At 33.1% G+C, this 25141-nt stretch carries 30 protein-coding genes and 3 pseudogenes; 9 read left to right on the top strand and 24 right to left on the bottom strand.

The genetic code is table 11. The features are described 5' to 3' along the window. Positions 1 to 58: 58 nt before the first annotated feature. From JFU20_RS01420 to JFU20_RS01460, 9 genes and pseudogenes are all read right to left on the bottom strand, one after another. Complete coding sequence (locus JFU20_RS01420) at positions 59 to 1741, bottom strand: DUF2075 domain-containing protein (protein ID WP_201038233.1); 1683 nt, start codon at positions 1739 to 1741, stop codon at positions 59 to 61. Positions 1742 to 1888: 147 nt separating this feature from the next. Further along, on the bottom strand, positions 1889 to 2218 hold the full coding sequence (locus JFU20_RS01425; RefSeq protein ID WP_078205664.1) for a nucleotide pyrophosphohydrolase: 330 nt from the start codon (positions 2216 to 2218) through the stop codon (positions 1889 to 1891). Between the two features lie 68 nt (positions 2219 to 2286). Further along, positions 2287 to 2649 carry a hypothetical protein gene (locus tag JFU20_RS01430; RefSeq protein WP_078205663.1) on the bottom strand — a complete coding sequence of 121 codons (363 nt, stop codon included), beginning with the start codon at positions 2647 to 2649 and terminating at the stop codon, positions 2287 to 2289. Between the two features lie 57 nt (positions 2650 to 2706). Continuing rightward, entirely contained in the window at positions 2707 to 3630 is a 924-nt protein-coding gene (locus tag JFU20_RS01435; RefSeq protein ID WP_078205662.1) for an HNH endonuclease, read from the bottom strand. Between the two features lie 589 nt (positions 3631 to 4219). Beyond that, on the bottom strand, positions 4220 to 4966 hold the full coding sequence (locus JFU20_RS01440) for a zeta toxin family protein (RefSeq protein WP_016093841.1): 747 nt from the start codon (positions 4964 to 4966) through the stop codon (positions 4220 to 4222). 461 nt (positions 4967 to 5427) lie between these two features. Next, positions 5428 to 6798, bottom strand: coding sequence for a lytic polysaccharide monooxygenase (locus tag JFU20_RS01445; RefSeq protein ID WP_078205661.1), 1371 nt, complete (start codon positions 6796 to 6798; stop codon positions 5428 to 5430). A 243-nt stretch (positions 6799 to 7041) separates the two neighbouring features. Continuing rightward, positions 7042 to 7308: pseudogene (locus JFU20_RS29985) on the bottom strand (ArpU family transcriptional regulator); the annotation flags it as partial. Positions 7309 to 7335: 27 nt separating this feature from the next. Further along, positions 7336 to 7476: a hypothetical protein gene (locus JFU20_RS01455; protein WP_201038288.1), complete on the bottom strand. Its 141-nt coding sequence runs from the start codon at positions 7474 to 7476 to the stop codon at positions 7336 to 7338. 142 nt (positions 7477 to 7618) lie between these two features. Then, positions 7619 to 7741 (bottom strand): DUF3983 domain-containing protein, encoded by a 123-nt coding sequence (locus JFU20_RS01460; RefSeq protein WP_087943100.1) that lies wholly within the window; start codon positions 7739 to 7741, stop codon positions 7619 to 7621. Between the two features lie 253 nt (positions 7742 to 7994). On the opposite strand from JFU20_RS01460, the gene JFU20_RS01465 reads away from it, so the two are divergent. Then, entirely contained in the window at positions 7995 to 8210 is a 216-nt protein-coding gene (locus JFU20_RS01465) for a spore germination protein (protein WP_078205660.1), read from the top strand. Between the two features lie 152 nt (positions 8211 to 8362). Here the strand turns inward: JFU20_RS01465 and JFU20_RS29990 are convergent, their stop codons facing one another. From JFU20_RS29990 to JFU20_RS30360, 5 genes and pseudogenes are all read right to left on the bottom strand, one after another. Next, complete coding sequence (locus JFU20_RS29990; RefSeq protein ID WP_242488132.1) at positions 8363 to 8536, bottom strand: hypothetical protein; 174 nt, start codon at positions 8534 to 8536, stop codon at positions 8363 to 8365. 504 nt (positions 8537 to 9040) lie between these two features. Then, positions 9041 to 9221: pseudogene (locus tag JFU20_RS29995) on the bottom strand (hypothetical protein); the annotation flags it as partial. Next, complete coding sequence (locus tag JFU20_RS01475) at positions 9218 to 9412, bottom strand: hypothetical protein (protein ID WP_078205659.1); 195 nt, start codon at positions 9410 to 9412, stop codon at positions 9218 to 9220. The pseudogene JFU20_RS29995 and the gene JFU20_RS01475, both read right to left, overlap by 4 nt. Continuing rightward, positions 9403 to 9561 carry a hypothetical protein gene (locus tag JFU20_RS01480; RefSeq protein WP_002069381.1) on the bottom strand — a complete coding sequence of 53 codons (159 nt, stop codon included), beginning with the start codon at positions 9559 to 9561 and terminating at the stop codon, positions 9403 to 9405. Before JFU20_RS01480 ends, JFU20_RS01475 begins: the two co-directional genes overlap by 10 nt. Positions 9562 to 9950: 389 nt before the next feature. Further along, entirely contained in the window at positions 9951 to 10073 is a 123-nt protein-coding gene (locus JFU20_RS30360; protein WP_274606585.1) for a hypothetical protein, read from the bottom strand. A 276-nt stretch (positions 10074 to 10349) separates the two neighbouring features. Between JFU20_RS30360 and JFU20_RS01485 the strand changes: the two genes are divergently transcribed. Further along, positions 10350 to 10913 (top strand): excalibur calcium-binding domain-containing protein, encoded by a 564-nt coding sequence (locus tag JFU20_RS01485; protein WP_078205658.1) that lies wholly within the window; start codon positions 10350 to 10352, stop codon positions 10911 to 10913. A gap of 143 nt (positions 10914 to 11056) precedes the next feature. Beyond that, positions 11057 to 11521 (top strand): hypothetical protein, encoded by a 465-nt coding sequence (locus tag JFU20_RS01490; protein WP_016093847.1) that lies wholly within the window; start codon positions 11057 to 11059, stop codon positions 11519 to 11521. A 217-nt stretch (positions 11522 to 11738) separates the two neighbouring features. Here the strand turns inward: JFU20_RS01490 and JFU20_RS30365 are convergent, their stop codons facing one another. Continuing rightward, positions 11739 to 11873: a hypothetical protein gene (locus JFU20_RS30365; RefSeq protein WP_002016520.1), complete on the bottom strand. Its 135-nt coding sequence runs from the start codon at positions 11871 to 11873 to the stop codon at positions 11739 to 11741. A 247-nt stretch (positions 11874 to 12120) separates the two neighbouring features. On the opposite strand from JFU20_RS30365, the gene JFU20_RS01495 reads away from it, so the two are divergent. Together JFU20_RS01495 and JFU20_RS01500 are read left to right on the top strand one after the other, a co-directional pair. Beyond that, positions 12121 to 12234: a YjcZ family sporulation protein gene (locus JFU20_RS01495; protein WP_078205657.1), complete on the top strand. Its 114-nt coding sequence runs from the start codon at positions 12121 to 12123 to the stop codon at positions 12232 to 12234. 548 nt (positions 12235 to 12782) lie between these two features. After that, positions 12783 to 12896: a YjcZ family sporulation protein gene (locus tag JFU20_RS01500; protein ID WP_113937363.1), complete on the top strand. Its 114-nt coding sequence runs from the start codon at positions 12783 to 12785 to the stop codon at positions 12894 to 12896. Positions 12897 to 12996: 100 nt separating this feature from the next. On the opposite strand, the gene JFU20_RS01505 is transcribed toward JFU20_RS01500, so the two are convergent. The 3 genes from JFU20_RS01505 to JFU20_RS01515 all read right to left on the bottom strand — a co-directional run bounded on the left by JFU20_RS01505 (position 12997) and on the right by JFU20_RS01515 (position 14825). After that, a complete protein-coding gene (locus JFU20_RS01505; RefSeq protein WP_002017095.1) occupies positions 12997 to 13422 on the bottom strand; it encodes a DUF4879 domain-containing protein in 426 nt (141 codons plus the stop codon). A gap of 540 nt (positions 13423 to 13962) precedes the next feature. Further along, positions 13963 to 14229, bottom strand: a complete 267-nt coding sequence (locus JFU20_RS01510; protein WP_201038234.1) for a hypothetical protein — start codon at positions 14227 to 14229, stop codon at positions 13963 to 13965. Between the two features lie 287 nt (positions 14230 to 14516). Then, positions 14517 to 14825 (bottom strand): ArsR/SmtB family transcription factor, encoded by a 309-nt coding sequence (locus JFU20_RS01515; RefSeq protein ID WP_201038235.1) that lies wholly within the window; start codon positions 14823 to 14825, stop codon positions 14517 to 14519. Between the two features lie 719 nt (positions 14826 to 15544). On the opposite strand from JFU20_RS01515, the gene JFU20_RS01520 reads away from it, so the two are divergent. After that, positions 15545 to 15898 (top strand): hypothetical protein, encoded by a 354-nt coding sequence (locus tag JFU20_RS01520; RefSeq protein ID WP_002090455.1) that lies wholly within the window; start codon positions 15545 to 15547, stop codon positions 15896 to 15898. Between the two features lie 344 nt (positions 15899 to 16242). On the opposite strand, the gene JFU20_RS01525 is transcribed toward JFU20_RS01520, so the two are convergent. The 4 genes from JFU20_RS01525 to JFU20_RS01540 form a co-directional block, all read right to left on the bottom strand. Next, positions 16243 to 16458, bottom strand: coding sequence for an alpha/beta-type small acid-soluble spore protein (locus tag JFU20_RS01525; protein ID WP_001167047.1), 216 nt, complete (start codon positions 16456 to 16458; stop codon positions 16243 to 16245). A 238-nt stretch (positions 16459 to 16696) separates the two neighbouring features. Further along, positions 16697 to 17110, bottom strand: coding sequence for a type VII toxin-antitoxin system HepT family RNase toxin (gene hepT, locus JFU20_RS01530; RefSeq protein ID WP_078205919.1), 414 nt, complete (start codon positions 17108 to 17110; stop codon positions 16697 to 16699). Further along, complete coding sequence (gene mntA / locus JFU20_RS01535) at positions 17100 to 17507, bottom strand: type VII toxin-antitoxin system MntA family adenylyltransferase antitoxin (protein ID WP_002204144.1); 408 nt, start codon at positions 17505 to 17507, stop codon at positions 17100 to 17102. Before mntA ends, hepT begins: the two co-directional genes overlap by 11 nt. A gap of 327 nt (positions 17508 to 17834) precedes the next feature. After that, positions 17835 to 19475 (bottom strand): S8 family peptidase, encoded by a 1641-nt coding sequence (locus tag JFU20_RS01540; protein ID WP_201038236.1) that lies wholly within the window; start codon positions 19473 to 19475, stop codon positions 17835 to 17837. A gap of 406 nt (positions 19476 to 19881) precedes the next feature. Between JFU20_RS01540 and tnpA the strand changes: the two genes are divergently transcribed. From tnpA to JFU20_RS01555, 3 genes and pseudogenes are all read left to right on the top strand, one after another. After that, a complete protein-coding gene (gene tnpA / locus JFU20_RS01545; RefSeq protein ID WP_201038237.1) occupies positions 19882 to 20280 on the top strand; it encodes an IS200/IS605 family transposase in 399 nt (132 codons plus the stop codon). Between the two features lie 11 nt (positions 20281 to 20291). Further along, positions 20292 to 21403, top strand: a pseudogene (locus JFU20_RS01550) (RNA-guided endonuclease TnpB family protein). A gap of 316 nt (positions 21404 to 21719) precedes the next feature. Next, positions 21720 to 22187, top strand: a complete 468-nt coding sequence (locus JFU20_RS01555) for an RsfA family transcriptional regulator (protein ID WP_002144287.1) — start codon at positions 21720 to 21722, stop codon at positions 22185 to 22187. Between the two features lie 178 nt (positions 22188 to 22365). On the opposite strand, the gene JFU20_RS01560 is transcribed toward JFU20_RS01555, so the two are convergent. Both JFU20_RS01560 and JFU20_RS01565 read right to left on the bottom strand, forming a co-directional pair. Further along, a complete protein-coding gene (locus JFU20_RS01560) occupies positions 22366 to 23640 on the bottom strand; it encodes an MDR family MFS transporter (RefSeq protein WP_085313271.1) in 1275 nt (424 codons plus the stop codon). Between the two features lie 108 nt (positions 23641 to 23748). Next, positions 23749 to 25122: a M28 family metallopeptidase gene (locus JFU20_RS01565; RefSeq protein ID WP_078205765.1), complete on the bottom strand. Its 1374-nt coding sequence runs from the start codon at positions 25120 to 25122 to the stop codon at positions 23749 to 23751. Between the last annotated feature and the right edge of the window lie 19 nt (positions 25123 to 25141).

The following is a 25141-nucleotide window of genomic DNA, read 5'->3' on the forward strand; positions in this document are numbered from 1 at the left end:
CTTTCATTTTTATTAAATAAAAAGAAGCTACTCTAATTCAAGTAACTTCTTTTCATAATTATTGACTTATTCTCACTACTTCTTTTAGATATCTGTGCATGTTTTGATTTACTGCATAGACGTAACATCCATTTATCCCGCGAGATAATAATACGTAATAGATACGTTTAATATAGGATGTTAACTCTTCATTATTTAAATCAGTTCCCTTAATCGGAAGACCATTTCGATCTTTATACTCTTTTGGATTGACGATGACCTTTGCTTTATTCAAATCATAGTCTCCATTTTCTTCACCCGTGTAATTACAATCAATTTCGGCCCCTAATATCACACCAACATAATTTAAATCAGCGCCCTGGGTAGTATGAATACATCCTATTTCCTCTACACTATTCTCAAAGTTAATCCAACCTTTTACCTTCGAGTTCCATTTGAATGTATCACCTGTAACAAGATCTTTTATATCATATAGATTCTTATCCTTTTGTGTAGCCCATTTCCAAGAATAACCTGCGACTACGCGACATAATTCATGTTCTTTATTTAAAGATTTCATAGAATCATTTAATTCTGTAATAGAGTCCATTACTTTAAAGCCATAGCCCTGCAATAATCCTTCCTCATAAACACCAACATTATTTGCTATTTGTAGATATTTACGCAGCCATGCTAAATATTGATCTCCAGATTTTAAACGGAATTGTTTATGTAAGGGATGCCTCTTATAATTCACTGTCAACTGTTGGAATACATCTGTATCTATATCTGCAGGTCGGATTGTTTGGTATGGATCATAAACCACAGTTAGGTGATACGCGAATGTTTCTATTAACTCCAACTCAGTTGTATAACCATTATCAGTGACTAAATGTTTTAAATCACGTGCTTGTTTACCAAAATATTGTTTCAGACGATGCGCTTCATCCACAAAAACATATTTATATTTAGTACCCCTACTTTTTGCCTGCTTAATAAATTGTGAAGGTGACAGTACTGTAATACCTTGTAGACCTAATTTGTTCATTAAGCTCTTATATAAATTTAATGAGTGATTTTGTGGAACAACAAGTGCTATATCTTCATAATTCAATGCCTCTCTCGCTTTACCAGTTTTATTGTCGTAAGCAAGCGCATATAAGATATTTGTTAATACAATTGTTTTACCGGTACCCGGGTCCCCTGTAATCAAATGTCGACTATTTGATGTGGTAAGCATCGTATTGAAAATGTCTTTACAAACCTCAATTTGATTAGCCGATAGCTCTTTAAATGGTGAATATTTATAAATAAATTTATTATGTATCTCACCTAAATTCTCACTAGCTACCCCTTCTTCAATTAACTGATTCCAAATTTCTTTAAACATACTCTGAACATTTTCAATCCCGTTATAAGAATGAATCTTTTGGCCCCTTACTTTATTTAGTAAGTTAAATTTATCATCTGCAGATAAATATTCAATTAACAATGTTTCAATATGCTTAATCGAACTTTCATTAAATAATTCGCTTTTTATTACAATAACTTCATTGAATGTTTTACTTTCATCACTTAAATGTGCAACGAAACGCTCATATATATCTGTGGACTTACCTACATATAAATTCTTCTTATCTCGTTGAATATAGACTACTGGTACTTTATCAATTTCAAAGTCTCTCGTACTGCCTTGCTCAAACGCTTTTCGCTTCTTCTTAATTATTTCAAATAAAGATAATTTTGCTGCAAATGATATCATTTAAATAACCCCCACTTTTTTGGTTAAAGAATATTTGAGAGTAGTGAATATTGTATACAGTTTGAATTCAATACACACATACAACTCAAAATCCCATCCCTCTTCTTTTACACATTTATTTCAAAAAACTGTAAAGCGATAATCGCTTTACAGTTCGTCATATTTTTTATTACTTCCAAATGCCTTTTCTACTGGATATTTCTCTGCATTCTTGAGTAATTTAGCATATACTGCCTCTTCTAAATCAATATTCAATTTATCACTTAACATAAGCAAATAAATCATTACATCAGCCATTTCTTCTTTCATTTCCTGCATTTTAGTTTCTGTTGCTTCTTCACTAGACTTCCATTGAAAAGTCTCAAGTAATTCTGCTGCCTCTAAATTTAATGAAATTGCCAAATCCTTTGCATTATGAAACTGACCCCAATTTCTCTCATCTCGAAATTTTATTACTGCCTTTTGTAAATCTTGCATCACTATTAATCTCCTCTCTTTTTCGTACTATCTTTTCAAAATAAAACGCACTTTATATAGGGCCTCAACTAATTCACCTTAATCCAGATATAATCGTCCTCATATTTAACATTTAATTTTAATCGGATACCCTTCATATATGCATCTAATTGCTTTGATAGGCTCTCATCACCGACTTGATCATATCTATCTACATCTAAATATAACTTGAATACACTTCCTTCCGTTAACTCAAACTCCCATTTTAAAAAGTTATGTAGCACACTTTCCCGACTCATGTATTCATTTGCTTCCATATATTCTAGCAGCTCATGTAAATTATAATATACTAAGCTACTTGGCCTGAGATCATGACATCTTGGACAATATTCTCTATATCTATCTTTTAATTGCATAATCATTTCTGAACCACATTGATTACAGTTACACATGTAGCAATCTCCTTCAATTCTCTTATGTTCTTCATACTCTTGAAATTATAAATTATACTATTTTGTTTTAAAAATGTTCCTCTTATGCCACTTAAAGTATAATTTATTTTCTGGGCGAATTTCTATCTTAGCTTTGGGTGTTAATCCAAATATCAAATAATCTGTTTCTACTATCAATGGAGAAATATGCAATCGCCCCTGGCCATCAAATGTAATAAACCCTTTATCATACAGGGCATCATGATTACAGCAAAGGAGCACACCATTATAAGAATTTAAACGCTCCATACTTGTGCTATCTTTCCATGGCTTTGAATGACTCGCTCTTAATAATTCTGGTAAATTTATTCCGCATAATGCACATTTCCCGTTCCACAGCTCCATTAATGCTTTCCTGAATTTTTGCTGCCCAATTCGGATTGTAGCTTTTACCTTTGATTCCGTTTCAGATATAACAGGAATTAATGTGTTATTTTCAGTCCTTCTTACCTCATCAACTGATAATTCTAATTGCTCATTTTTCTTCTTATAGATGTTTGAATCACTAATTAATTCAATTAATTTAAGAGCTAATTCTTCATTACATGGGTATAAATAACCTTGATTTCCATTTGCATCTGATTGAAAAGGCGAGTATTTAATTGGTAAAAGCTGCGATATCTCTTCAAAATTCTCACGTATATTAATTGTTTTTTCTAACTCATGATATTTTAAAGGCACCAGATAGCCTTCATCATTCCATTGATCATGACTTTTCATAATCGATGGTTTATTCGATTCCTTACAATCTTCTTCAGCAATACTAACCGCTACAATATTCCCTTTTACATAATGAAAGATTCGATCTCCTTTTTTTACATCCATCATTCTTTTCCATGAATGTGGTACATTACCACCTCTATCTTTTTTTGGTGACCAAATAATTCCTAATTCCTTTTCTTCTTGATAAGTATGTCCCTGCATAACAATAAAATGGTTCATATATTCTCTCCTAAAGCGTATATTTACTACACTGATTTCTATTTAATTTAATACTAAAAAACTCTCCTACGATTAGCAAATAACCTATTTAAGTTTTTACTAATAATTAATTATACATTTTTTATTTCATACGATTTTTTCTCTTGAAATTTGCTAGTTGCAATACATAAATTAAATCCCACACACAATGGTGTTAACATGTGAAAATAATCTAGTAGTTTTACATATAAAGTACATATCACACAAATATCTACAAAAGCAGCACATGCGCTATTATTGATTTTTGTGATAAATGGAGAGTTTTAACTAAATACTCATTTATGCAAACAAAAGAGTTGACCTAAAAGGTCAACTCCTCTGCTTCAAATTCTTTATTTCTCTTCTTCCTTTTTTTCCATTTCCCGTTCATTTTTAGCGATTAAATCATGAAAATGCTCTTCTTTGTTTTCTTCTATATACTTCATAAGTTCTTTAAATTCCATTCATATCGCCTCCTATACTTATTATATCAATAATATTATAAGTTGTCAGGAGATTATAGAAATTAAATCTATTTATCATTTTATAAAATTTATTAAATGTATGTTCCCTAAAAAACAAGAGCTGATTTTTCGTTAAATTGATTATTTCGAGATTCATCAACAATAATTTCTTTTGCTTGTTTTGATTCTTTAAAAGCAAAAATTTCTGGTTGCTGACCCGTATTATCATATAAGCTATAACAATCTATCAAATCTTTAATTTTACAAAATGTAGTTGCTACTTTCATATGGCTTTCTTCAATAATATGTTCCGGAACCAATCTTCCTGTTAGTTTAAAACGCATGATTGATCGTTCTAAAGCAACCTTTATTGGAACATCTACAATGATTGCATTAATACTGAATTCAGCTTGTCTTAATTGTTGAATCAATTTTTTATATTTCTCTACATTTTTCATTGTACCATCATACATAAAGTTTATTTTTCTCTTCATACAGATTTTTAAAAGTTCCATGGTAATATCACTGCTTTCATCATGAACCAAAAAGGCTGCTTGTTTTATTAGTTCTGTGTCCCCTGATTCCATTAATTGTTGATATTCTGGTATTTTTTCTTTGATCTTATCAGAATCTATCCAAATCATATGTTTCTTCTTACGTTTATACCCCTTACTTACTAACTCTCCAATTGAGCTTTTTCCAGCAGCAGAACCACCACCAAGTAATATGGCTTCAGGTTCTTTTTCTTGCTGTGAATGTTCATTTAAAAATGATTCAATAATCTCATTATGTAGATCCTTACGTTCTATTACATACTCCCCATTGTTTACATATCTTTCTCGGGTTGTTCTCAATTCGTCTTCTCCTCTTCTATAAATGAATTATTAGGTTCCCTTCAAAAGTTAGAGTACTTACTCTAACCCTGTACTTATAACTTTGATTTCTCGTCTCTACTTGAGATCATTCTTACTATGATTCCATATAGCTCTTTTAGTTAGATGCTATATTTTTCAATTCATCATTACACATTCCTTCTAAACAATCATATTTCTCTCTAACTTAATACCTACTCTATATATCCACTTAAACAAACAAAAAAGGACTCCTTTAAGTCGATTAATTGTGCATAGCAAAATAAGCTATATACACTAATCGGCTCAAAGAAGCCCTTTCAAAATTGAAACAAGAACACAACTTGCTTCTACAACTCAACCACAACACATAAGGTGTGGGAATAAACGGAATCAATTAAACTAACAATATACCTATATATTACATAATTTAGTTATTATTATCAAGATGATCTATTAAATTACTATTTTATTTCATTCCATAAAGATAAAGCAAAGATCCAATTCGGATCCCCATTCCCTTGATAGCTTTGGGCCGCCTCGTATTCCTTACCCTCGTGAACTACTCTATCTCCTTTTTTATATGCTTTATACGAATCCCATTTCTCATAAGCGTTTTCTTGTTCCTTCGTAGTAACTGTTAAGATATCACTTTTCATTGATTCATTGCCAGCCGTATCAACTGCAGAAACTGCATACTTGTATGTTGTATTTGCTTGCAAATTCTTGTCTATAAATGATGTGGTATTAACAGTACCTATTTCCTTCGTAACCCCTGCAATTTCTCTGTATACAATATAATGATCCACATCTATGTTATCTTCAGACGGACTCCACATTAAGTCAACAGTATTGGCAGTGATTCCCATACTGTGTAACCCTTTAGGTTGAGTTGGCGCTTCTGTATCTGGTTTTTCCACTGTTGTTTTAATAACTAATGCTTCACTTTCCTTAGATATATTCCCTACAGCATCTACTGCTTTTACTGTATACGTGTAATCTGTGTTTGGGCTTAATTTTTTATCAACTAAACTAGTACCCGCTACAGTATTAATTACTTCTCCATTACGTAACACTTGATACTCTTTCACCCCTACATTATCTGTTGCAGGCTTCCAATTAAGTTCTACGCTATTTGAAGTGGCTTTTACTACTTGTAGTCCAGATGGCTGAGTTGGTGCTTCTGTATCTGGTTTTTCATTATTAACTAGATTCACATCAATCACATTATAAAAAGCATTTACGGTATCAGCTACATCCCAAACCGCTAAAATGACATGATATCCACTACGATCAGTTGGTACATTAATTTTATGTGATAAATTATTAGATGCTGCAGAACCATCGTGTTTTACAGTTCCTATTGGTTCAAAATCCGCTCTTGTTAGAGGTTTATTTGGATCCCATCCTTTTTTTGTGATGTAATAGTGCCATTGACTTGTTAAATGAGGAGCAGTGTATTTCCAAGTGAATGTATTCTCTCCACCCTTAATCGTATTCTTAAACCATCGATCAGCTGTTTGTTGATCAAGAATCCCACCAAACAGGCCTCCTGCTGAAGCAATTTTCCCATCAACCGGTCCACCTTGTGGGAATCCTTTAGGCGCTTCTAAGCTTTGCGGCTCATACATTACATTGCCACAATTTAAATTCAAAGCTCCATAATTCTGGCTACATAAAGCAGCACGGCTACCTGGTTTTTCAACGAACCCATGTGCATAGGCATTTTGAGGAATTAAAGTTGTACTCATAATTCCTACTGCTACTACAGCAGCACTTAATCCCTTTTTATTTGTAGTCATTTTTCTCAACTGCTTTAGAATTTTTTTATTCATTTTAATAGTCCCCTCCTATTAATTTTCTTACTATATTAAGAGCATTGATGTAAAAGAATAATAAAACATAGATTACAAAGATTAAATAAATAAAAACGAAACCTCATAACTTCATACTTAAATATTCATTTAACTTCCTTTACATCCAAATAGCTTTATAATTAAATTATTACATGATAATTCATTAAACTTATACTGAAATTGTGCACAGTTTTTGAACTTTCTTCTATTCTTATCTACTATTAAAAACTGATTAATACGGAATGACATTAACTCCAACCACTCTTCATGCTCACTTTGTTGCAAATTAGCGATTGCCACATCCTCTAAAGGCTTTCCAACGGTATGTGTCGGACCGTGTTCTCTCATTTCATAAGAAGAAGTGACTTTCATTTCCTTACGAATCATTCCGAACTGTCTATATATGCGTACACTTTCAAGAACACCCTCTAACTTCTCTTGCGTTGCTGTTCTATCAATTTTTGGTAAGAAAGATAATTGTTTATTCATGTAAGACCACTCCTTTTTATTTTTAAATTACTTTTGTCTTAACGTTCCACGTCTACGTTCATAACAAGGTCTATGCTTCCCCATTAAATCCTCAATTTCACGAGTACTTAATTTCTCTTTTTGTTTTTTTTGTTTTTCTTCTTTCCTTGTTTGGATTGCTTTTTCCATTCATGTAATTGATCTTTTAATACCTTCATTTCCCACATCCCCTTTCAAAAATAAAGAGGACACCATTTCTTAAAACAGCTTTATTGCTGCTCTAAAAATTGGTATCCTCTAGTTTTCTAGCCGGACTGTATTCTGTTTTCATTTATTTAATAATACCAGCCTGCACAAAGATGTTTCTCCAAGCTTTGTTAACTTGGTATTTATCAACGGATATCGCACGACGAACAATAGCTTTTCTTATTTTCTTTTTCTTTGCATTTGCCATTCCTCTCATCCCTTTCATGCAAACGTCTCTCATTTCCATTTTGGAGCGTTTTACTCCTTTTGATACCTTATTACATTCAAAAATGATCTAAACGTGAATTGTACCTATTTTATAAATTCTTTTTCCTCACAAAAGGATTATTTTATTAGGTTTTCTAACATCCCTCATTTTAAAATTTTCAGATTCAGATGAACATCTAGACTCATAGACCATATTCTAATTTAAACGCTTCCTAAGAAAGCAGGTGAAACTGATGCCATCTATTGTTGGAAACATGGTTGTACAAAATAGTAACGGTTCTTTCAACTTAGGTGATTTTTATAACGTCTCTCCAAAGGAAAATACAAAAGCTTATAATGGTTCAGGCTCATCCAATGTTGCTTTTGTTGCTAATACCTTTAGTGGTGTTAGTGCGACAAACACATTTGATGCTGATGTTGCAGACCAAAACCAAGTTGGAACAGCATAAATTTATTCATTTCCCTCTACCTCCCTGAATAAAACTAAAAATCACGTCAATACTGTAGCTAGGCTTTTAAGCAGCCGGAAATCTCTTATGTGTAACCGTACTAATCGAGATCTCCTTCAAGACTGAGCAGTTAGCTTTTGCTAGCTGCTCTTTTATTGTAAATCCGGTTCATATTTATGCTTCTTCTGTATAAAGATCTCGTGAACCAGTTTCACGCAAAAATCTACGGCATCCTCATCACTTGTAATATTTGCACCAATGTTGGCATTCTGAAGTTCTTTTATATCCCGTACCATTTGAGTTTTCGGTATCTGCGTCTCTAACATTTTTCGAATTACTTTAGATTGACTCCCCCCATCGTATTCACACAGAAACTCAATCTCACTCCATAACTCAGTTGGTAAAGTTAACGATACTTTTCTTGTTACACCGATCGCTTTACGTCCTGCTCCTTCTCATTTTCCCACCACGATTGTTTTGTCCAGTCATTATATATATCTCCCCTTTGATTAAAGTTACTTTATTCAAAAATATCCCTTGCATTGGATACAATCAATTAATTTTAGTTACTTTATTCAAATAGAGTTCGACAAAATGAAATTTTCATTACATTAATCCCCGTATAACATTTCCGGTCCTGCTAACACTATAACTGTAACTTAACATTACACATCCTAACTTGCAGGGCCTAATTTTCTTTTGTACAACAAGCAGTTAGCTAATTAAGCTGATTGCTTTGTTGTGCCGAATGAAGGATTTATAAAAAGATTTCTCAACATCTAACACTTGGAAATACATTACCTATTATGGTAATGTATTGGTAATCCTATGATTTCTATAGCTTCTCTCTCGGACTTCGCCTCAAGCCAACGACGCTTCCACTTTTCGTCTTTGTCATAAAACTCTACTGAGTACGTCATAACGCTATTACGCTTCAAAAATTTGTCCGCTGTACTTGTTGCAGTATAATCAAAAATTCCGACTATATCCCTCCCGTGGTAGTTGTTTCATGCCCCTAACCCCCTTGGACGAGATTTAATTTTGTTCTTATCTGCCTGATCCATGATTAATGTGGCGATTTCTAGTTGATTCCTTCCTAGCCCTTTTGCTATTTCAAGAATATCTTTATCCTCATCCCACACTTCTCGTAATTGAATCACTTCGCTTTCATCAAACACTAGGTCCAATCCTTCTAAAGCGATATATCGCCTCTTATTTCAATGATTTTGTATCCTGGATAGCGATTGGGAGTAATGTACTCAATCGCTTTTTCTTTTGCTTCTTTTTCATTTCGTCCTTCCTTCCATACCCATGAAGGAAGGACGACTTTTGATTGATTTTTATCTAACATAGGCTTTCACTCCTTGTTTAATTAGAAGAAACGGCCATGTTATAATAGAGGGACAAAATATTGTGTCGTTTCATGAAATAGCTAATTAGGGGTAATCGACTGTTTTTATTTTCTCAATAACGATTATTCAATAAATCTGTTAACATTTAATTACCGATATGTGTATCAACCAGCCTGTGCATCTGCACAGGCCTTTTACTATGCTAATTTTAGTTAGCGGATGCATTTTTCTCACCCTTTATGATGCTTCGCACATCAGAATAGTTCATAATTCCGTAACACATGCATACGAGTTATCGTGTTAAAATTAAGCCATTCTCAAGAAGTAATTCTTATTTACTCGACAATTCTTTTACCCTGTTTAAAGCCTTGCCCCCTGCGAGGCTTTTTTATTTAGCTAAAGTAATATCCTCTACCTTATCTGCGCTGTTATGTACCCCTCTAGCTCTTAAATCTCGTATCATTTTGATTATGTTTGCTATTTCTTGTTTGTCACTCTGCTGTTTATCCATCACTTTTCATCCTTCATAATCCGTTTGTCTATCCGATCCATCAGGTAAATGAATCCTGCAATTCCGATAACTAGTACCAGTATCATAAAATACGAGAATGTACTTCCTTCCATTTTCTAGGGATAAAATTATGTGAAGATTGTACCAAATTAACCAATGAGGGCTACGGCTCTCTTTTTTTATTTCTAATCGACAAAATATGACAATATACGGATAATTATTTTGATAAGATTGTCCAGAAATATTACATTTTATATATCTTGGAGGAATTAAATTATGAGCAAGAAATTATTAATGGCTTTAGCATGCAGCGTGTTACTTATGGGATTGGCTGCTTGTGGTTCAAGTGATAAAGCAAGTACATCAGAAGAACCAAAACAAGAAACTAAAAAAGAAGATGAACAAAAGAAACTAGATGAGCAAAAACAGGAAGACGAACAAAAGAAAATAGAAGAACAGAAAAAAGCCGAAGAACAAAAAGAAGTTGAAGAGCAGAAACGATTAGAAGAACAGAAAAAGGCTGAAGAGCAAAAGAAATTAGAAGAACAACGAAAACAAGAAGAGGCTCAAAGACAACAGGAAGAACAAAAGAAACAACAAGAAGCAGCTCGGGCAAAAGAACAGGAGCAACAAAAAACTACTGCTAATACAGCACCTCAGCAACAAGCTGTACCTAAACAAGAGAAAGTACACTTTGCAAACTGTACAGATGCAAATAATGCCGGTTACTATGATATAACTCCAGATAGCCCAGCTTATGCTTCACATTTAGATCGCGATGGCGATGGCGTGGCTTGTGAACGAAATAAAGGACATAAAAAATCTAGTAAAAAACATTAGATTTATGGTTAAGCACTCTTGTGAGTGCTTTTTTTATTCTCATTCGACAAAATATAACAAAATACAAATAACTTGTTTGCTACCATGAGATAAGAAATCTTACATTTCAGCTTATATAACTAATACATACTGGGGGTAACACAATGAAACGCAGATTACTTACAGCATTAGCATGTAGCGCCTTACTTATGGGATTATCCGCTTGTGGTTCAAATGAGAAGACTGCAACTGAATCTAAACCTAAACAAGAAGCTAAAAAGCCTGAACCGGTTACTACAACTTCACTTATTAGCGAGTTCAAGAAAGCTGGTATAGAAGCTGAAAATGCTACGGATCTACCACAAAAAGAGTTCGGTAACATGCGTAAAGATGGTAAACGAATCCTAATTCCTAAATTAGGTGAGGATAAAGGTGGCCGTGTGTTTGAATTTAGTAAGAAAGAAGACTTAGAAAAAGCTAAGAAGTACTATGATGAGCTAGGAAACTCAGCTCCAATGCTTTTCTCACATACATATGCTAAGGGGAATTTCCTTTTACAGATGAATGGCGATATGAAAGATGAAGAGTTTAATAAGTATAAAGAAGTTATGGATAAAGTAGTGAAGTAAATAGCGGCACTCGAAAGAGTGCTTTTACTATTTCTCAATACTCGAAATTATCTAACGTGGTAAAATAATAATTGGATTGGCATCCAATACCATATTACGTTGGTTCAAATCGCAGGAAGGCACCTTAGGGTGTCTTTTTTTTATAAGAAAACCCCCAAGCATTTATATACTTAGGGGCTTATCGATTGAAAGGTAAAACTGCTTACAATTCCTTAAATTAAGAACAAAGTGGGATTACTCCTAAACCAATTAATAGAGCTGCAGCAAACGCTGGAATTGGTACAGGAATCTGGATACCTTCTACAACTAAGAAGTATTGTCCACTTACTACTTGGAAACAAACTAATTGCATGGTTATTCCTCCCTTCTGTTAGGATTAATACATTATATAAATAATCTTATTATTTATATAATTAAATATTATGTTTTTTATTAATATATGCGATTTATTAATATTCAGGAGAAGTGCCTTAGATTGGCTTTCTCTTTTTTTCAAAAGAACTTGCTCCATTAATGCATAAAAACATAAAGTAAATTGAATCCGTTAAAATACATGAGTGACCTCTTGTTTTATCCTCTTATCTAAAGGAGGAACTATTATGGGCTTTGGTGGAAGTTGTGGTGGTGGTGGTGGCGGCTTCGCTGGAGGATTTGCTTTACTAGTTGTATTATTTATTCTATTAATAATAGTTGGAGCTAGCTGCTTCTGCTAAACAAACTATCGGAAAAGACACTCTTATATGGGTGTCTTTTCTTTATGCATTAAAAAGCCCACCTATTTCCGTAGGTGGACTTTATCTTTATTACACAATACCAAATTATACTCTCATTTTTCCGTAAACTTTATGCAATTATACATATTTGTAAAAAATTACACTAAATAAATATTACATGTAGTAAAATATAAATTGTGGACACGTTCTATAAAGCAGATTCTCCGATTAGAAGGCGTAACACATCTCAACCATATAGATGTGGCGTTGCTTTAATCTAGCCAAACAAACGATCTCGATTCTCTTGTATTTGTACACTAACAATCTGGTAAAAATAAATGATTCTGTTTTATAGGATGTGTTTACTTAATGTCCAATACATATTATTAAAAGTAAAGTGGTTCAAGTCGGAGGAAGGCACCTTAGGGTGTCTTTTTTATTTTCAAAAGGACCTGCTCAATTAATCCGTAAAAACATAGGGTAAAGTGAACCCGTTAAAATACATGAATGACCTTAATTTTCCCCTCCTACTCAAAGGAGAGATTAAAATGGGATTTGGTGGTAGTTGCGGTAGTTGTGGCGGCGGCTTTGCTGGAGGCTTTGCTTTATTAGTTGTACTATTTATTTTATTAATCATAGTTGGAGCTAGCTGCTTCTGCTAAACAAACTATTGGAAAAGGCACCTACATAAGGGTGCCTTTTCTTTATGAAAATTTCCACACAAGGTGCAGGAATTTTCATGCTACGAATATATAAAACTAATTATTTAATATATAATGAAGTGCGCCACGTATCTCTTGGATAATTTATTGAAGTCTTTTGATATTCAAAAGTCCCTTCTTGATGATTTGATGCGTCCCATTTATATTCCCAACCTACAATAGGATTACCACCAATTATTTGTGAACCAATACTTTTCACATCAAATCCATTCATTTTGGCAAAAGGAAACTGGCCATATCCTATTTCTTTTGTGTAAACATATAAGTAACTTCCCCCATGATCTTTAGTTGTACTAAAACTATTAGGATTAATGTATTCAACTCCACCCAATTGTGATTCTACTTTTACTACACTTAAAGAAGTTAGAGGTGCTGCTGGTCCTGCTGATGCCTCCGATGCCATTCCTAACCCAACTACCGCCGCCACCGCTAATGATGATATCCCTAATGTAACTTTTTTAAACATATAAACATCCCCTTGTTTTATAATAAGTACAAGTTTGATATTAGCAGAAATTTATAAAAATATCCCTTATTTTGAAAACGTTAACAAATTCTACTTTTTTCGATATGCAATTTAGCATATCGATTGACATACAGAATAATCCATCTACTACTTTTGATATAAAAACTATTTTCAAATTTAATACTATTAACTCACTAAATTCTCATAAAAAGACTGGTCGTCTATACAATGTTTTGGTAAAATATAGGTAACTTTTAAGAAGGAAAAGCTAATATACATCGACTAAATAATGTAAAGAAAATGTTTTATTGCATAAAAAAAGGCTCCATTGCTGGAGCGCTCAAAAAATAATATAAGTAAATGAATTAAAACAAATAACAGACAATTAAACTATATAGATAAAACTTCAATAAATCTATATATATGCAATATTACATATAAAAATCCTATTTATTGATGCTATAATAAGCTTACTCGATGATTGTTATATTTTTATATTTTTTAAGTCGGAGAAAGGCCACTCAAATGAGTGTCCTTTCTTTAACAATATTCAGGTTCATATAACCCGTATAACTGTCCACCGTTTATAACAGTTCCTTTTAAATAATGCTTTATTCCCCCTTTAATCACTACCATAGGCATATCATCTTTACTATTATAAGGAAAAGCCTTATAATCACATGTTGCGGCAATTGAATTATTACTGTTATTCAAATTATTATCAGTGTCTACAGCTGCGGATGTTCCTGTAGCACCAGACAGCATAACCCCAGTTGCTAAAGCCCCTACTACTAATTTCTTAAACATAAAAATTCCCCCTTTAATATTTTTTATAACTTGCACCTTAAATGTATCAATTTAATTGTTTTTGTAATTTGAGAACCAACAATCTGTACGGTATGGTCACAGTACCGTAGCCCACGAACCTATATGGTCTGTTGTGGGAGTGGTGATGGCACACCGCAATCTTGCACGTCAGCGATACCAGAAATGGACTTCGCCTTTGGTAGCAAGAATCCCACTGACGTTAGTCAGCTGGCCCCTTTAGGGGTGGGAGTGTCAAATGTGTTTCATTTTAAAATGTAATGTAGCCGCTACTTATCACTTCCCCACAAACCTAAAATTCCTACAATCTGACGAGCCTTAGCATTATCTATATAATAATGCATCTCTAACCCTCTTCTTTCTGCACGGAGTACGGTTCTCCTTAATTTTGATAGATGCTGTGAAACAGTAGATTGTGGGAGTCTTAATATTTCCGTTAACTGCGTAACATTACACTTTTTATGGTGCATTAATTCATTTACAATTTGTAACCGAACCGGATGTGCCATTACCTTTAAGACTTCTACATCTTCTTCGCAGATTTCAGCTAGATTTCTATCAGATACTACTGTTTTCATTTCGCATTCTCCTTTATTATTAATTTCTATTTTCCTATTATCCTTATAATTAGTACTTATAGATGATTACCATTTGTCCTGTTGAGAAAATATATTCTCTTTTTAAAACAAAAAGGTTACCTATCCTGAAAACAGTTTTTTTACTGCTTCAATGATTTGATCCCCCTAATTTTTTAACCAGACTATATTTTGTGTTGAGAGAATTATTTTGTAGTCAATTACTTGACTTTGAATGAGGCTTAACACGCTTTGCTAAGCAAAAGTAATACTTCTATGCCTTTGTTTAAAGACAGATTTAAATTCGGCATTTGCTTTCTCGTATTTCAAAATCTATAAGAAACATCTCTTCATCTCTCCTCCTACAACATATATTTTTTATTTCTCAACACCAAAAGAATGGAATTTAAATCCCATTAATGGTAGTATAATGGTACCTTCAGTTGTTAAATGTATGCCCTTTTGAAAGGCCCTGTCTGTAATGACGGGGCCTTTTAAATTCCTACAACTAAAAAAAGCCTTTTTATTTCCTTGTTAACACCAATAGTATATATCCCTCTTTCAATCTATTAATTTCCTATTACATTCCTTCATATAGAGATGGAGGGACTTCTCGTTCAAATCATAAATTATGCACCATTGCATTTGATATTCATTTTCATTGTAACTATAATGATTACAAGATTGCTATTAATCCAAATATTCTACGTGGAGGTTTTATTATGTTTAAAAAAATCATTGTGTCTTCTATGGCACTTACTATGTTTGGTGGAGCTGCAACTATGCTAGAGACACCTACTGCTCAAGCAGCTACTTATAACTCAGCATCATCTTCTTACTTTGATGTTACACCTGAAGAAGCCGCTGCTTTCTATCAATCTCAAGACTATAAAAAATTAAAAGTATTTATGGATGACTTTGAAGCTAGAAATCCTTATACTCCTGGTGGAGGATACGCTCAAGGTAGTGTACGTATGCAAAGATTCAACGATGCTCTTAGAGATGCTAAATTAACAAATGTCTACCAAGAATTTATTAGAATCTCGTACTACAATCATTATCCAGAACCAAAATAATAGAAATGTATAAAGTATCTCTTATTAATTTAACTTTGCCCAATTATCTTATCGCCTAATTGTAAATGTATAATCCAAAATAATTATTAGAAACCACTTTTATAAGGGTGGTTTTTCTATTTTCCATGAAAATTAGCATATGAATGCTAATTTATCTCCATATAAAACATTAAATGAATTAACTGCTGTACTGTGGGAATACATCTAAAAAGTTAACTGCCATCAACTGAGCAACGTTAGCCATTTAGTTAATTTAAACACTTTACCTATACACGATAAAACAGGAGTGTGAATAATACTTTCACACTCCTTCCCTATCTTTTGGCTCAAACACATATTTTCTCTTAGTGAATTTTATATTGTCCTGATAACTGTTCTTGCGCCATACGCACTAAGCGTTTTGTAATTTCCCCACCTACTGAACCATTTGCTCTTGCTGTTGAATCCGGTCCAAGTGTAACACCAAACTCCTGAGCAATTTCATATTTCATTTGCTCAATAGCACTTGCTGCAGCTGCTATCAAGATTTCGTTCGAATTATTATTTTCGCGAATTTGCATTTCATACACACCTCCACTGATTTTAGTAATATTATGTTCCGTTTATAATAAAATATACGAATAATTTCCAAAACAAAAAAAGACACCTTAAGATGCCTTTTTTCAATATGTCCATGTAACGCTTAATTTATTTTTACTTGTTAAAGCAAGTAAAGAACCCACTGAAGTACTTTCCTCCTCATGATATACAGTTACTACAGTGTTCTCCACTTTAATCATAGTTCTAAGATTTGTACTTTTATAGTTCTAGAATTCCCATAACTTCTTTCGTAAATAGTTTAAAGTCCTTTAGATGTTTTTCAATAATTTGGCGAACAATATCTAAGTTTACACTTTGATAATCATGAACAGCAATATTTCGAAACCCAACCATTGCTTTTAACTTACTTGCCAGTTCGGTACTAAGTAGATCTGCATCAACCAAAAAATCAAATGCCTCTCTACTAGATTGAGGTAGTCCCAACTTCTTTCCTGCAACAATATGCATTGCTAAATCAATACTTGCTTCGCATGCTCTTTGAATATTTAATATTATAGAATCTTGCTTTGTATAATCCTCTAAATTATCAGGGTTATTTCCATATACCTCTTGAATTCTTTTTATACAACGCTCTATTGTAGAAATTTTATTCAAAATAACTTCATTCTTCATATATAGAACCTCTTTTCTTTATATCCTCAAATACGATTTTGCGTTCCTCATTCAATTTTGAATACATTTTTAAAGTTTTTATTTCAAAAATTGTTTTTCGCTCTTCATCCGAACAAAATATTGTCTTTCCTGTATGTATAATTTGAGCTTGGAAAACTGTAGAAGCTTCTGATAAATCAACTAAATCAACATCTCTATGAACAATATCCGCTAACTCCTGTGCTAATAAAAAACGTTCATAATTCCCTAATTTTATGTCACTTAAATAAGCTATATCAATGTCACTATCATCTCGTTCTCTGTCCTCTGCTATGGATCCAAATACAATTATCCAATAGGGATTCACAGTCTCTTGTAATTTTTCTATAATAGCTGTAATCATGCTTTGAAAAATCATTTAATTTTCCCCTCCTTATTGTACTTGAATTTTATTATATCATAACCATTATATAACCTTTTCAGCTACGCAGTATAATACATTAAGAATATTAAATTGCCCTCCTTCTTAAATCTTCTTAAACGGCTTGTATATTTTGTAAATAAATTCAATTTAACGCTTTATTTGTTAAAGCAATTAAAATATCCCCAGAAGTACCTTCCTCATATAGTTAAAAGTACAACAGATAGGCTCTTATGCTATTACACATAAGAGCCTGTCTCACTAGTATTATAAACAACTACTTATATAAGATTCTTTCATACTAAATAAAAGGTATTTCTACAATTATTCTGGGAAAATGAAGTTAGAGTTCCCTTCACTATTAGCGGAATCCTCTTTCGGGAATGTAATAGTAGTTCCTTCATTCCCTTTATTTATTTCTTGTTCCTCTGGGAATACAATGGAAGAATCATTGCTTAAGTTTGGTGAAAAGCCAAGTTTAGATACAATGGCTTTTAAATCAGGTAAAACACCAATTTTATCAGAGGCTGGATCATTGGATTTCGTTCCTGTACTAGGATCACTTAAAATATCTCTAAGCTGGCTTGGTGTATATACTTTTCCCAGATTAGTTTTTGTAATTCCTTGAATTGATGCAGCAGCACCAGCAATGATAGGTGATGCACTAGATGTTCCGCTAAAGCTAGAAGTATATAGATTTATCATAAATTCACGTGGTTTAGCATCTGTTGTATCCACTGCATTCCCCCATCCATATACATCTACCCTACTACCATAATTAGAGAAATATGAACGTTTATGAGGGACCCTTGCAGAAGCTGCTCCAACCATAATCGCCCCTGAATCTTTGAAATCAGGACTATTACGATTTAAAACTTGTTTACCATTACGGTCTCTAAATTGATCCAAGTCATTTCCGCCGTTTGCACCTGCTTCAATAATAATAATTCCCTTATTTGCTCCCATACGAATTGCATCAAATATATCCGGTTTTACTTCTACAGGAAGATAGTTCTTATCTCCATATCCTTCATAAGTTGCTTGAGCTTCTAATAAAAGAATATCTCCAGCTTGCATATTGTTAACCGCACTTAATATAGCATCAGCTGTATTATACATACCGTTGTCTCTAATCTGAGATACAACCTTTACCTTAGCTTTTGGTGCAATCCCAATTCCACCTATGTTATTATCTTCTGCAGAAACAATTCCTAAGACTGAGGTACCATGATCATGGTGTTCACTCTTGTTCTGTCCGGACATCAATTCGATCTTCTGATTCACTAAATCTTCATGACTAAATAACCAGCCATACTCCATATCTACAAAAGTTGTTCCTTTTCCATCTCCACCTTTTATACTCCAGGCATAAGGTGCATTGATTCCTAATGGTGCTGGTTCAAGGTAACCTTGCCTTGTAAGTCTAGGTTCATCATATGGATTAACTGATAAATTGGATAAACGCTCTTCAGGTGGAGCTTCTTCTTCCTGTAAATATGCCGTTTCAACAAGAGATGATTTCTCAAATTGTACAAGCAATGCTTGTACATCAATATCACCTTGGGTTTCTACAATATAATAGTTTAGCAAATTAGAAGAAATATGATCAGAGTCTTTTATTTCTTTACCTAGATTTTTAATTTCTTTAGGATTTAAAGACCTAAAAAGTCGATTTATAGTTACATTTTGATATTTGGCTAAAATTCCATTTAATTCAGGGTCTTGTTTTTCTTCTTTAATGAATTTTTCTATCCCATCCTGATATGGCAAATTTGCTTCATTTTTAAATTTCAAAATTAATTGTTTAGTAACTTGCTTATGTACAATAGAATTCAATTGCTTATTTGAATAATCGTAACTAGCTGCGTAGGCAACTTCTGATTTTTCACTTGGGAGTAGTCCGCCCACCCCATTAAATGCTGTTAATGCAATTGAAGAAACTAGAATTCCCTTAAAAATTTTCAAATCGTGCACCTCTTTTAATTTATATATGATTATAAAAAACTATAGATTACCTAACTTCTTTTTTATACAAGCGTCTTATATTTAGGGTTATATTTTCAACTCCATTCATTTTTTTATATTCACTTATATATCATTAATACAACTAGTTCATGCCATCAAATCTATTACTTTAGTCGCATAGATGTAACCAGTATAGTTACAACCTTGATAAATAGTCAACCTTATTTTTTATGCAATTTCGCATTTTAACGAATTCCTCGAAAGAATTCTCCTTCCTCAAGCGTATGAAGGGCGTAGCCCAGCGGTAGGTGGGAGATGAATTTCGGTTTGGCGTAGCCAAAAGGCTTTGCTTTTTATTTTGCCTCTGATATAATCAGTCTTATAAATCGCAAAGGTTGGTATATCAATGAAATTAGACAGCAATAACCATTCAGTATTCTTGTTGTATTACCATCTTGTGTTGGTCGTAAAATTCAGAAGAAATGTGTTTGATGATGATATGTCAAACTATGCAAAAGACATGTTTGTCAGGTTATCCGAGAATTACAACATAACACTGGTAGAGTGGAATCATGATGTAGACCATGTTCATATTTTGTTCAAGGCACATCCGAATACAGAAATGACAAAATTTATTAATGCTTATAAAAGTGCAAGTTCTCGACTAATCAAGAGAGACTTTCCACAAGTGAAAAAGAAACTTTGGAAAGAGATGTTTTGGTCAAAAAGTTTTTGCTTACTAACTACTGGTGGTTCGCCAATAGACGTAGTAAAGAAATATATTGAAAATCAAGGTGAAAAGTGAGGTGAAATGGTATGACAAAGCATAATAAGGCATATAAATTCCGTTTGTATCCAACAGAAGAACAAGCATATCTAATGCGTAAAACCTTCGGTTGTGTACGTTTCGTGTATAACAGAATGTTAGCTGAACGGAAAGAAGCGTACGAAAAATACAAAGATGATAAGGAACAACTAAAGAAACAAAAGCTTCCAACTCCTGCGAAATATAAAGCAGAATTTGAGTGGTTAAAAGAAGTTGATTCATTAGCTTTGGCAAATGCTCAACTAAACTTGCAAACTGCCTATAAGAATTTCTTTAGTGGTCAAAATGACTTCCCAACATTCAAAAGTAAAAAAGACAGAAAGTCTTATACAACGAATGTAGTAAACGGAAATATTATGTTGCTTAATGGTCATATCAAATTGCCAAAACTGAAAATGGTACGTATCAAACAGCATAGAGAGATACCACAAGATTATATGATCAAGTCATGTACGATTTCTATGACACCTACTGGTAAATACTATGTGTCCATCTTGACTGAATACGAAAAAGAGATTGTACAAAAAGAAGTAAAAACAGTTGTTGGATTAGACTTTGCGATGGATGGATTATATGTTAGTTCTGAGGGTGAGAAAGCCAATTATCCTAAGTTCTATCGTAACATGTTAGACCGATTAGCAAAGGCACAACGAGTATTAGCAAGACGCAATAAAGGTTCTGAGCGTTGGAATAAACAACGTATTCGTGTAGCTAAGTTACATGAGAAAGTAGCTAACCAACGTAAGAATTTCCTTCATCATGAGTCTAAAGAGTTGGCTACTCATTTTGATGTTGTAGCTATTGAAGACCTAAACATGAAAGGAATGTCGCAAGCACTTCATTTTGGAAAAAGTGTCGCTGACAATAGTTGGAGAATGTTCACTTCTTTTTTAGCTTATAAACTATACGAACAAGGAAAACAACTTATGAAAATAGACAAATGGTTTCCTTCCACAAAAACATGTAGCAGTTGTGGAAATGTAAAAAATATGTCATTGTCTGAACGAGTATATTCTTGTATATGCGTTATAATCTCGATAGAGATTATAACGCAGCTATCAATATCAAAAATGAAGCAATACGTCTATTAGTGTTAGCGTAAATAGCAATAAAATAACCTTTGGAACAAGGGAGTTAGCTCGGCTGTCTTAGGACGAATTCGTTAGCTATCAAAAGTAACGACTAACCGAGAATCCCCCACTTCAAACAGTCCGTTAGGACGTTAAGTGGCGGGTAGTTCACAGAGTGTATACTTCTATCAACTTACTCCTAATTATTTTAATATGAGTCTTATTCTCCTCATATTAAACCGATCTCTTATTTAAGTATAAAACCTTTACATTTTAAGAGAAGTTGGGCTTCTATCATTTTAAGTAATTGCATATATGTAATTAAAGGCATATAAGGGGGATTGAAAAATGGTAATTTCAAGACAAGATTCCTGGACTAACGATAACGATTCACTTCTCGCAACAATAGTACTTCAAAATATTCGTGACGGTGGAACACAATTAGCTGCATTTAAAGAGGTAGCTAAGCAATTAGCTAGGACACCTGCTGCTTGCGGATTTCGTTGGAACTCATGCGTACGAAAACAATACGAAGAAGAAATACAACAGGCTAAACAAAATCAAAAAACTGGAAATAACAAGTCCCCCATCCAACAAACAAAAGAAACAAGCTCTTTATCTATTACATTAGATGACATTATTATCTTTCTACAAAATTATAAAGAAGTGAATGAATTGACAAATTTACAAAAGCAAATTGAATATTTAGAAGCAGAGAATCAAACCCTTTTACAACGTTTAACTATGTATGAAGAAGAGTATCATATGCTACTTAATCATATTGATAAGACAAGAAATCTGATTGTAGTCGACTAAGAAGAATCAAATTAATTTTTATCGTATTAAAACCGTAGCCTGTCAAAGTTACTATGTATGAATTAATTTCAATACATTATAAATGATAATAAGCAAAGCGCACGTTTATTGTTAATAAACGTGCGCTTTACTTAATTCATAAAATAGAAATTTTTTCAACTTGATAACACTTTTAAAATTAAGATGTTTGTTTTATAGGTATCTGTTTACTTCTATTCTCAACAAGTTTATCTAATAATAAGTAAACAAATCCAGACATAACACATCCCACACCTAAGATTGTAAATAATATATGCCCTAGAAGATGCTCCAGTAATAAACCGCCTAAAAGAGGCCCTAATATATTACCTGTAATCCACTGCAGATTAGCGGCTCCCATATAAGTACCCCTCAAATGTTCTGGAGCTAAATTAGCAACGAAAGTCATTTGGACAGGTGACATAATCATTTCTCCTAAAGTATAAACTGTATAAGCTATTAATAATGAAACTAAAATAACTAAATCGTTTGTGTTTATTACTTGAAACCACTTTGGTAACCATCCTATTGCCAAAAGACCAATACCAAAAAGAATTGCGCCATATAGCATTGATTTCCCAATCGATTTGTGAGTTAACCATTTTGAAATGGGAAATTGAAAAAAAACAACTAATAGGCCATTTAACGTCATTAAATATGGGAATGGATTACTATTTCCAAAAATCATTGTCTTCTCATTACTAAAATGAAGCGGTAACATACCTTCCGATTGCGAGAATCCCATAAATATAATGATTCCTGTAACTATATAGAAAAGTAATATCCTATCCCTTATAACAACTCTTAATGTGGATCTTATTGAATTTCCAGGTGTTTCTTCATGTATCATGACATTTTTAGGTTTTGTTTCCTTTAAAAACAGTACCATTAATATTGTATAAAACAGCATGGTTCCAGAAGTAATCAAAAAGATGACATCTTTTGATACAACTACAACTGCTGCGCCAATTATAGGACCTATCGCTGCTCCTATATTATGAGCCATTCTAAGTAATCCATATGCCTCAGTTCTTTTTTCTGGTTCTGTTACATCCGTAACCATTGCAGATGCGGCTGGTTCAAAAAAAGAGTTACATAACCCTAAACCGATAGATAAGATTGCATATGCTATAAAACCATCTATGAACAAAAAAAACAGCATTAATAACCCATTACTAGCCATAGAGAGTACCATAGTTGGTTTCCGGCCATAAGTATCTGCTATATGTCCTCCAATTAACGAGCCTATACTTGCTGCAATTGGAGATAAAGCTATGATCACACCTACCTCAAGCAAAGAATCTACTTTATCCTTTAAATATAATGCGAAAAATGGCATTAACATCATCATTGCAATACCATTTAAAGCTTCTCCAATAAAGCGAATCCATACATTAAGGTCCATCCCCTTGAACTCTTTCCATGTACTTCTCATATATATCTCACCTATGCTCACTGTATATTTTTTATTACGTAAAGAGCTTTATAACACTTTTACCAAAATCTAAATTTAGCAAAATAAGCTACCAATTCATAAAAATACTTATCTTTTGATAAAATAATATAAACTCGTACCAATAATCTCCAGTGCATCTTGCATACGTTGAGCCGAGATGTTCTCTAAAACGGTATCTTGAGGTGTATGGAAAACCCTTTCAACATGATAAATAAGAGGATCCCAACTCTCTACATCCATCCATATAAATAAAGCAGAGGGAATTCCAGCTTGATTAAATGGTACATGATCACTAGAATCAAACTTTCCAGTTAACACAACCGATTTCCTCAATTCTTTACTAGTAGCTACAGCAGTATTTGTTACTTCATTTTGAGAGCCATCTAACGTCATTGCATATAAATTCTTAGCCTGATGATAACTTGTTGCAATCATATCTGCATTAAACACTCCTCGAATACGTGTTTTGTCTTTAGCTGATAACTGATTAACATAATGATAAGCTCCTAAAGATTCATTTTCTTCCGCTCCAAAAGCAATAAATTGAATTTCTTTATTAGTCTCTATATCCTTAAAATTGTAAGCCAACTCTAATAAAAGCCCTACTCCAGAAGCATTATCGTTTGCTCCAGGTGCCCCAATAACACTATCATAATGAGCACTCATTATTGTTACTTCCTCATCACCTGTCGTATGTTTAGGCTTTTTTTTCGCAATAACATTTAATGAGCGCAAATTTACTTCTTGCTTTGCCTTTAAACTGACTACATTTTGATTATGTAATAACTTTTCTTTCATTCTAATCCCCTGATTATAGGCAAGTCCAAATACAGGTATCGATTGTTCCTTTTTTAAAATTGGATTAAAAGCTTCTCCATAGTTCCCTCTATCCCCAATCGTACTATATAACAACACACCCTTTGCTCCCTTTATCGCTACATGCTCAACCTGTTCATTATATTTTTCAATAGTATCGGCTTGTTCTAATAATACTATCTTCCCATGGATTGACTCAGATAAACTATTAATATTGGTTTCTTTTCCTATAAAAACTACCGAGCCAACCACTGGATTTGTAGATATAAATGCATTAGATGCTGCCCCAACCTGCCAATCTTTTTCCCCATACATACTAAAAGAAATACTTCCAATATATTGATCAGGTACAGGAAGTGCTTGATATTCAACCTCATACCCTAATTTCTGCAATGTATCTCCAATGTATTTAGCTGCTCTATGTTCTTGCATAGTCCCACTTGGCCGTGGACCAATTTTTTCAGAAAGAAAACGTATATGTTCAATGGCACGACTTGCACGAACTTGTTCTGTCACAGGAGAATACAGATTATTATTAACCATAGCATTTACTTTTACTGGTTCTCCATATGGATTACTAAAAAAGAAAAGCAATAGAATTCCAAAACTTACAATGATTTTTTTTGTAATAGCTAATTTTTTCATTTGTCCTCCCTTTTATTAG

Origin of the sequence: Bacillus sp. TH30 (assembly GCF_016650875.1) — a bacterium.
Taxonomy (GTDB): Bacteria; Bacillota; Bacilli; order Bacillales; family Bacillaceae_G; genus Bacillus_A; species Bacillus_A mycoides.

Bases quoted from the DNA above. Each gene is read 5' to 3' on its own strand.
- JFU20_RS01420 (WP_201038233.1), bottom strand. From the start codon at position 1,741: ATGATATCATTTGCAGCAAAATTATCTTTATTTGAAATAATTAAGAAG.
- JFU20_RS01425 (WP_078205664.1), bottom strand. From the start codon at position 2,218: ATGCAAGATTTACAAAAGGCAGTAATAAAATTTCGAGATGAGAGAAAT.
- JFU20_RS01430 (WP_078205663.1), bottom strand. From the start codon at position 2,649: ATGTGTAACTGTAATCAATGTGGTTCAGAAATGATTATGCAATTAAAA.
- JFU20_RS01435 (WP_078205662.1), bottom strand. From the start codon at position 3,630: ATGAACCATTTTATTGTTATGCAGGGACATACTTATCAAGAAGAAAAG.
- JFU20_RS01445 (WP_078205661.1), bottom strand. From the start codon at position 6,798: ATGAATAAAAAAATTCTAAAGCAGTTGAGAAAAATGACTACAAATAAA.
- JFU20_RS01455 (WP_201038288.1), bottom strand. From the start codon at position 7,476: ATGGAAAAAGCAATCCAAACAAGGAAAGAAGAAAAACAAAAAAAACAA.
- JFU20_RS01460 (WP_087943100.1), bottom strand. From the start codon at position 7,741: ATGGCAAATGCAAAGAAAAAGAAAATAAGAAAAGCTATTGTTCGTCGT.
- JFU20_RS01465 (WP_078205660.1), top strand. From the start codon at position 7,995: ATGCCATCTATTGTTGGAAACATGGTTGTACAAAATAGTAACGGTTCT.
- JFU20_RS29990 (WP_242488132.1), bottom strand. From the start codon at position 8,536: ATGTTAGAGACGCAGATACCGAAAACTCAAATGGTACGGGATATAAAA.
- JFU20_RS01480 (WP_002069381.1), bottom strand. From the start codon at position 9,561: ATGTTAGATAAAAATCAATCAAAAGTCGTCCTTCCTTCATGGGTATGG.
- JFU20_RS30360 (WP_274606585.1), bottom strand. From the start codon at position 10,073: ATGGATAAACAGCAGAGTGACAAACAAGAAATAGCAAACATAATCAAA.
- JFU20_RS01485 (WP_078205658.1), top strand. From the start codon at position 10,350: ATGAGCAAGAAATTATTAATGGCTTTAGCATGCAGCGTGTTACTTATG.
- JFU20_RS01490 (WP_016093847.1), top strand. From the start codon at position 11,057: ATGAAACGCAGATTACTTACAGCATTAGCATGTAGCGCCTTACTTATG.
- JFU20_RS30365 (WP_002016520.1), bottom strand. From the start codon at position 11,873: ATGCAATTAGTTTGTTTCCAAGTAGTAAGTGGACAATACTTCTTAGTT.
- JFU20_RS01495 (WP_078205657.1), top strand. From the start codon at position 12,121: ATGGGCTTTGGTGGAAGTTGTGGTGGTGGTGGTGGCGGCTTCGCTGGA.
- JFU20_RS01500 (WP_113937363.1), top strand. From the start codon at position 12,783: ATGGGATTTGGTGGTAGTTGCGGTAGTTGTGGCGGCGGCTTTGCTGGA.
- JFU20_RS01505 (WP_002017095.1), bottom strand. From the start codon at position 13,422: ATGTTTAAAAAAGTTACATTAGGGATATCATCATTAGCGGTGGCGGCG.
- JFU20_RS01510 (WP_201038234.1), bottom strand. From the start codon at position 14,229: ATGTTTAAGAAATTAGTAGTAGGGGCTTTAGCAACTGGGGTTATGCTG.
- JFU20_RS01515 (WP_201038235.1), bottom strand. From the start codon at position 14,825: ATGAAAACAGTAGTATCTGATAGAAATCTAGCTGAAATCTGCGAAGAA.
- JFU20_RS01520 (WP_002090455.1), top strand. From the start codon at position 15,545: ATGTTTAAAAAAATCATTGTGTCTTCTATGGCACTTACTATGTTTGGT.
- JFU20_RS01525 (WP_001167047.1), bottom strand. From the start codon at position 16,458: ATGCAAATTCGCGAAAATAATAATTCGAACGAAATCTTGATAGCAGCT.
- hepT (WP_078205919.1), bottom strand. From the start codon at position 17,110: ATGAAGAATGAAGTTATTTTGAATAAAATTTCTACAATAGAGCGTTGT.
- mntA (WP_002204144.1), bottom strand. From the start codon at position 17,507: ATGATTTTTCAAAGCATGATTACAGCTATTATAGAAAAATTACAAGAG.
- tnpA (WP_201038237.1), top strand. From the start codon at position 19,882: ATGAAATTAGACAGCAATAACCATTCAGTATTCTTGTTGTATTACCAT.
- JFU20_RS01555 (WP_002144287.1), top strand. From the start codon at position 21,720: ATGGTAATTTCAAGACAAGATTCCTGGACTAACGATAACGATTCACTT.
- JFU20_RS01560 (WP_085313271.1), bottom strand. From the start codon at position 23,640: ATGAGAAGTACATGGAAAGAGTTCAAGGGGATGGACCTTAATGTATGG.
- JFU20_RS01565 (WP_078205765.1), bottom strand. From the start codon at position 25,122: ATGAAAAAATTAGCTATTACAAAAAAAATCATTGTAAGTTTTGGAATT.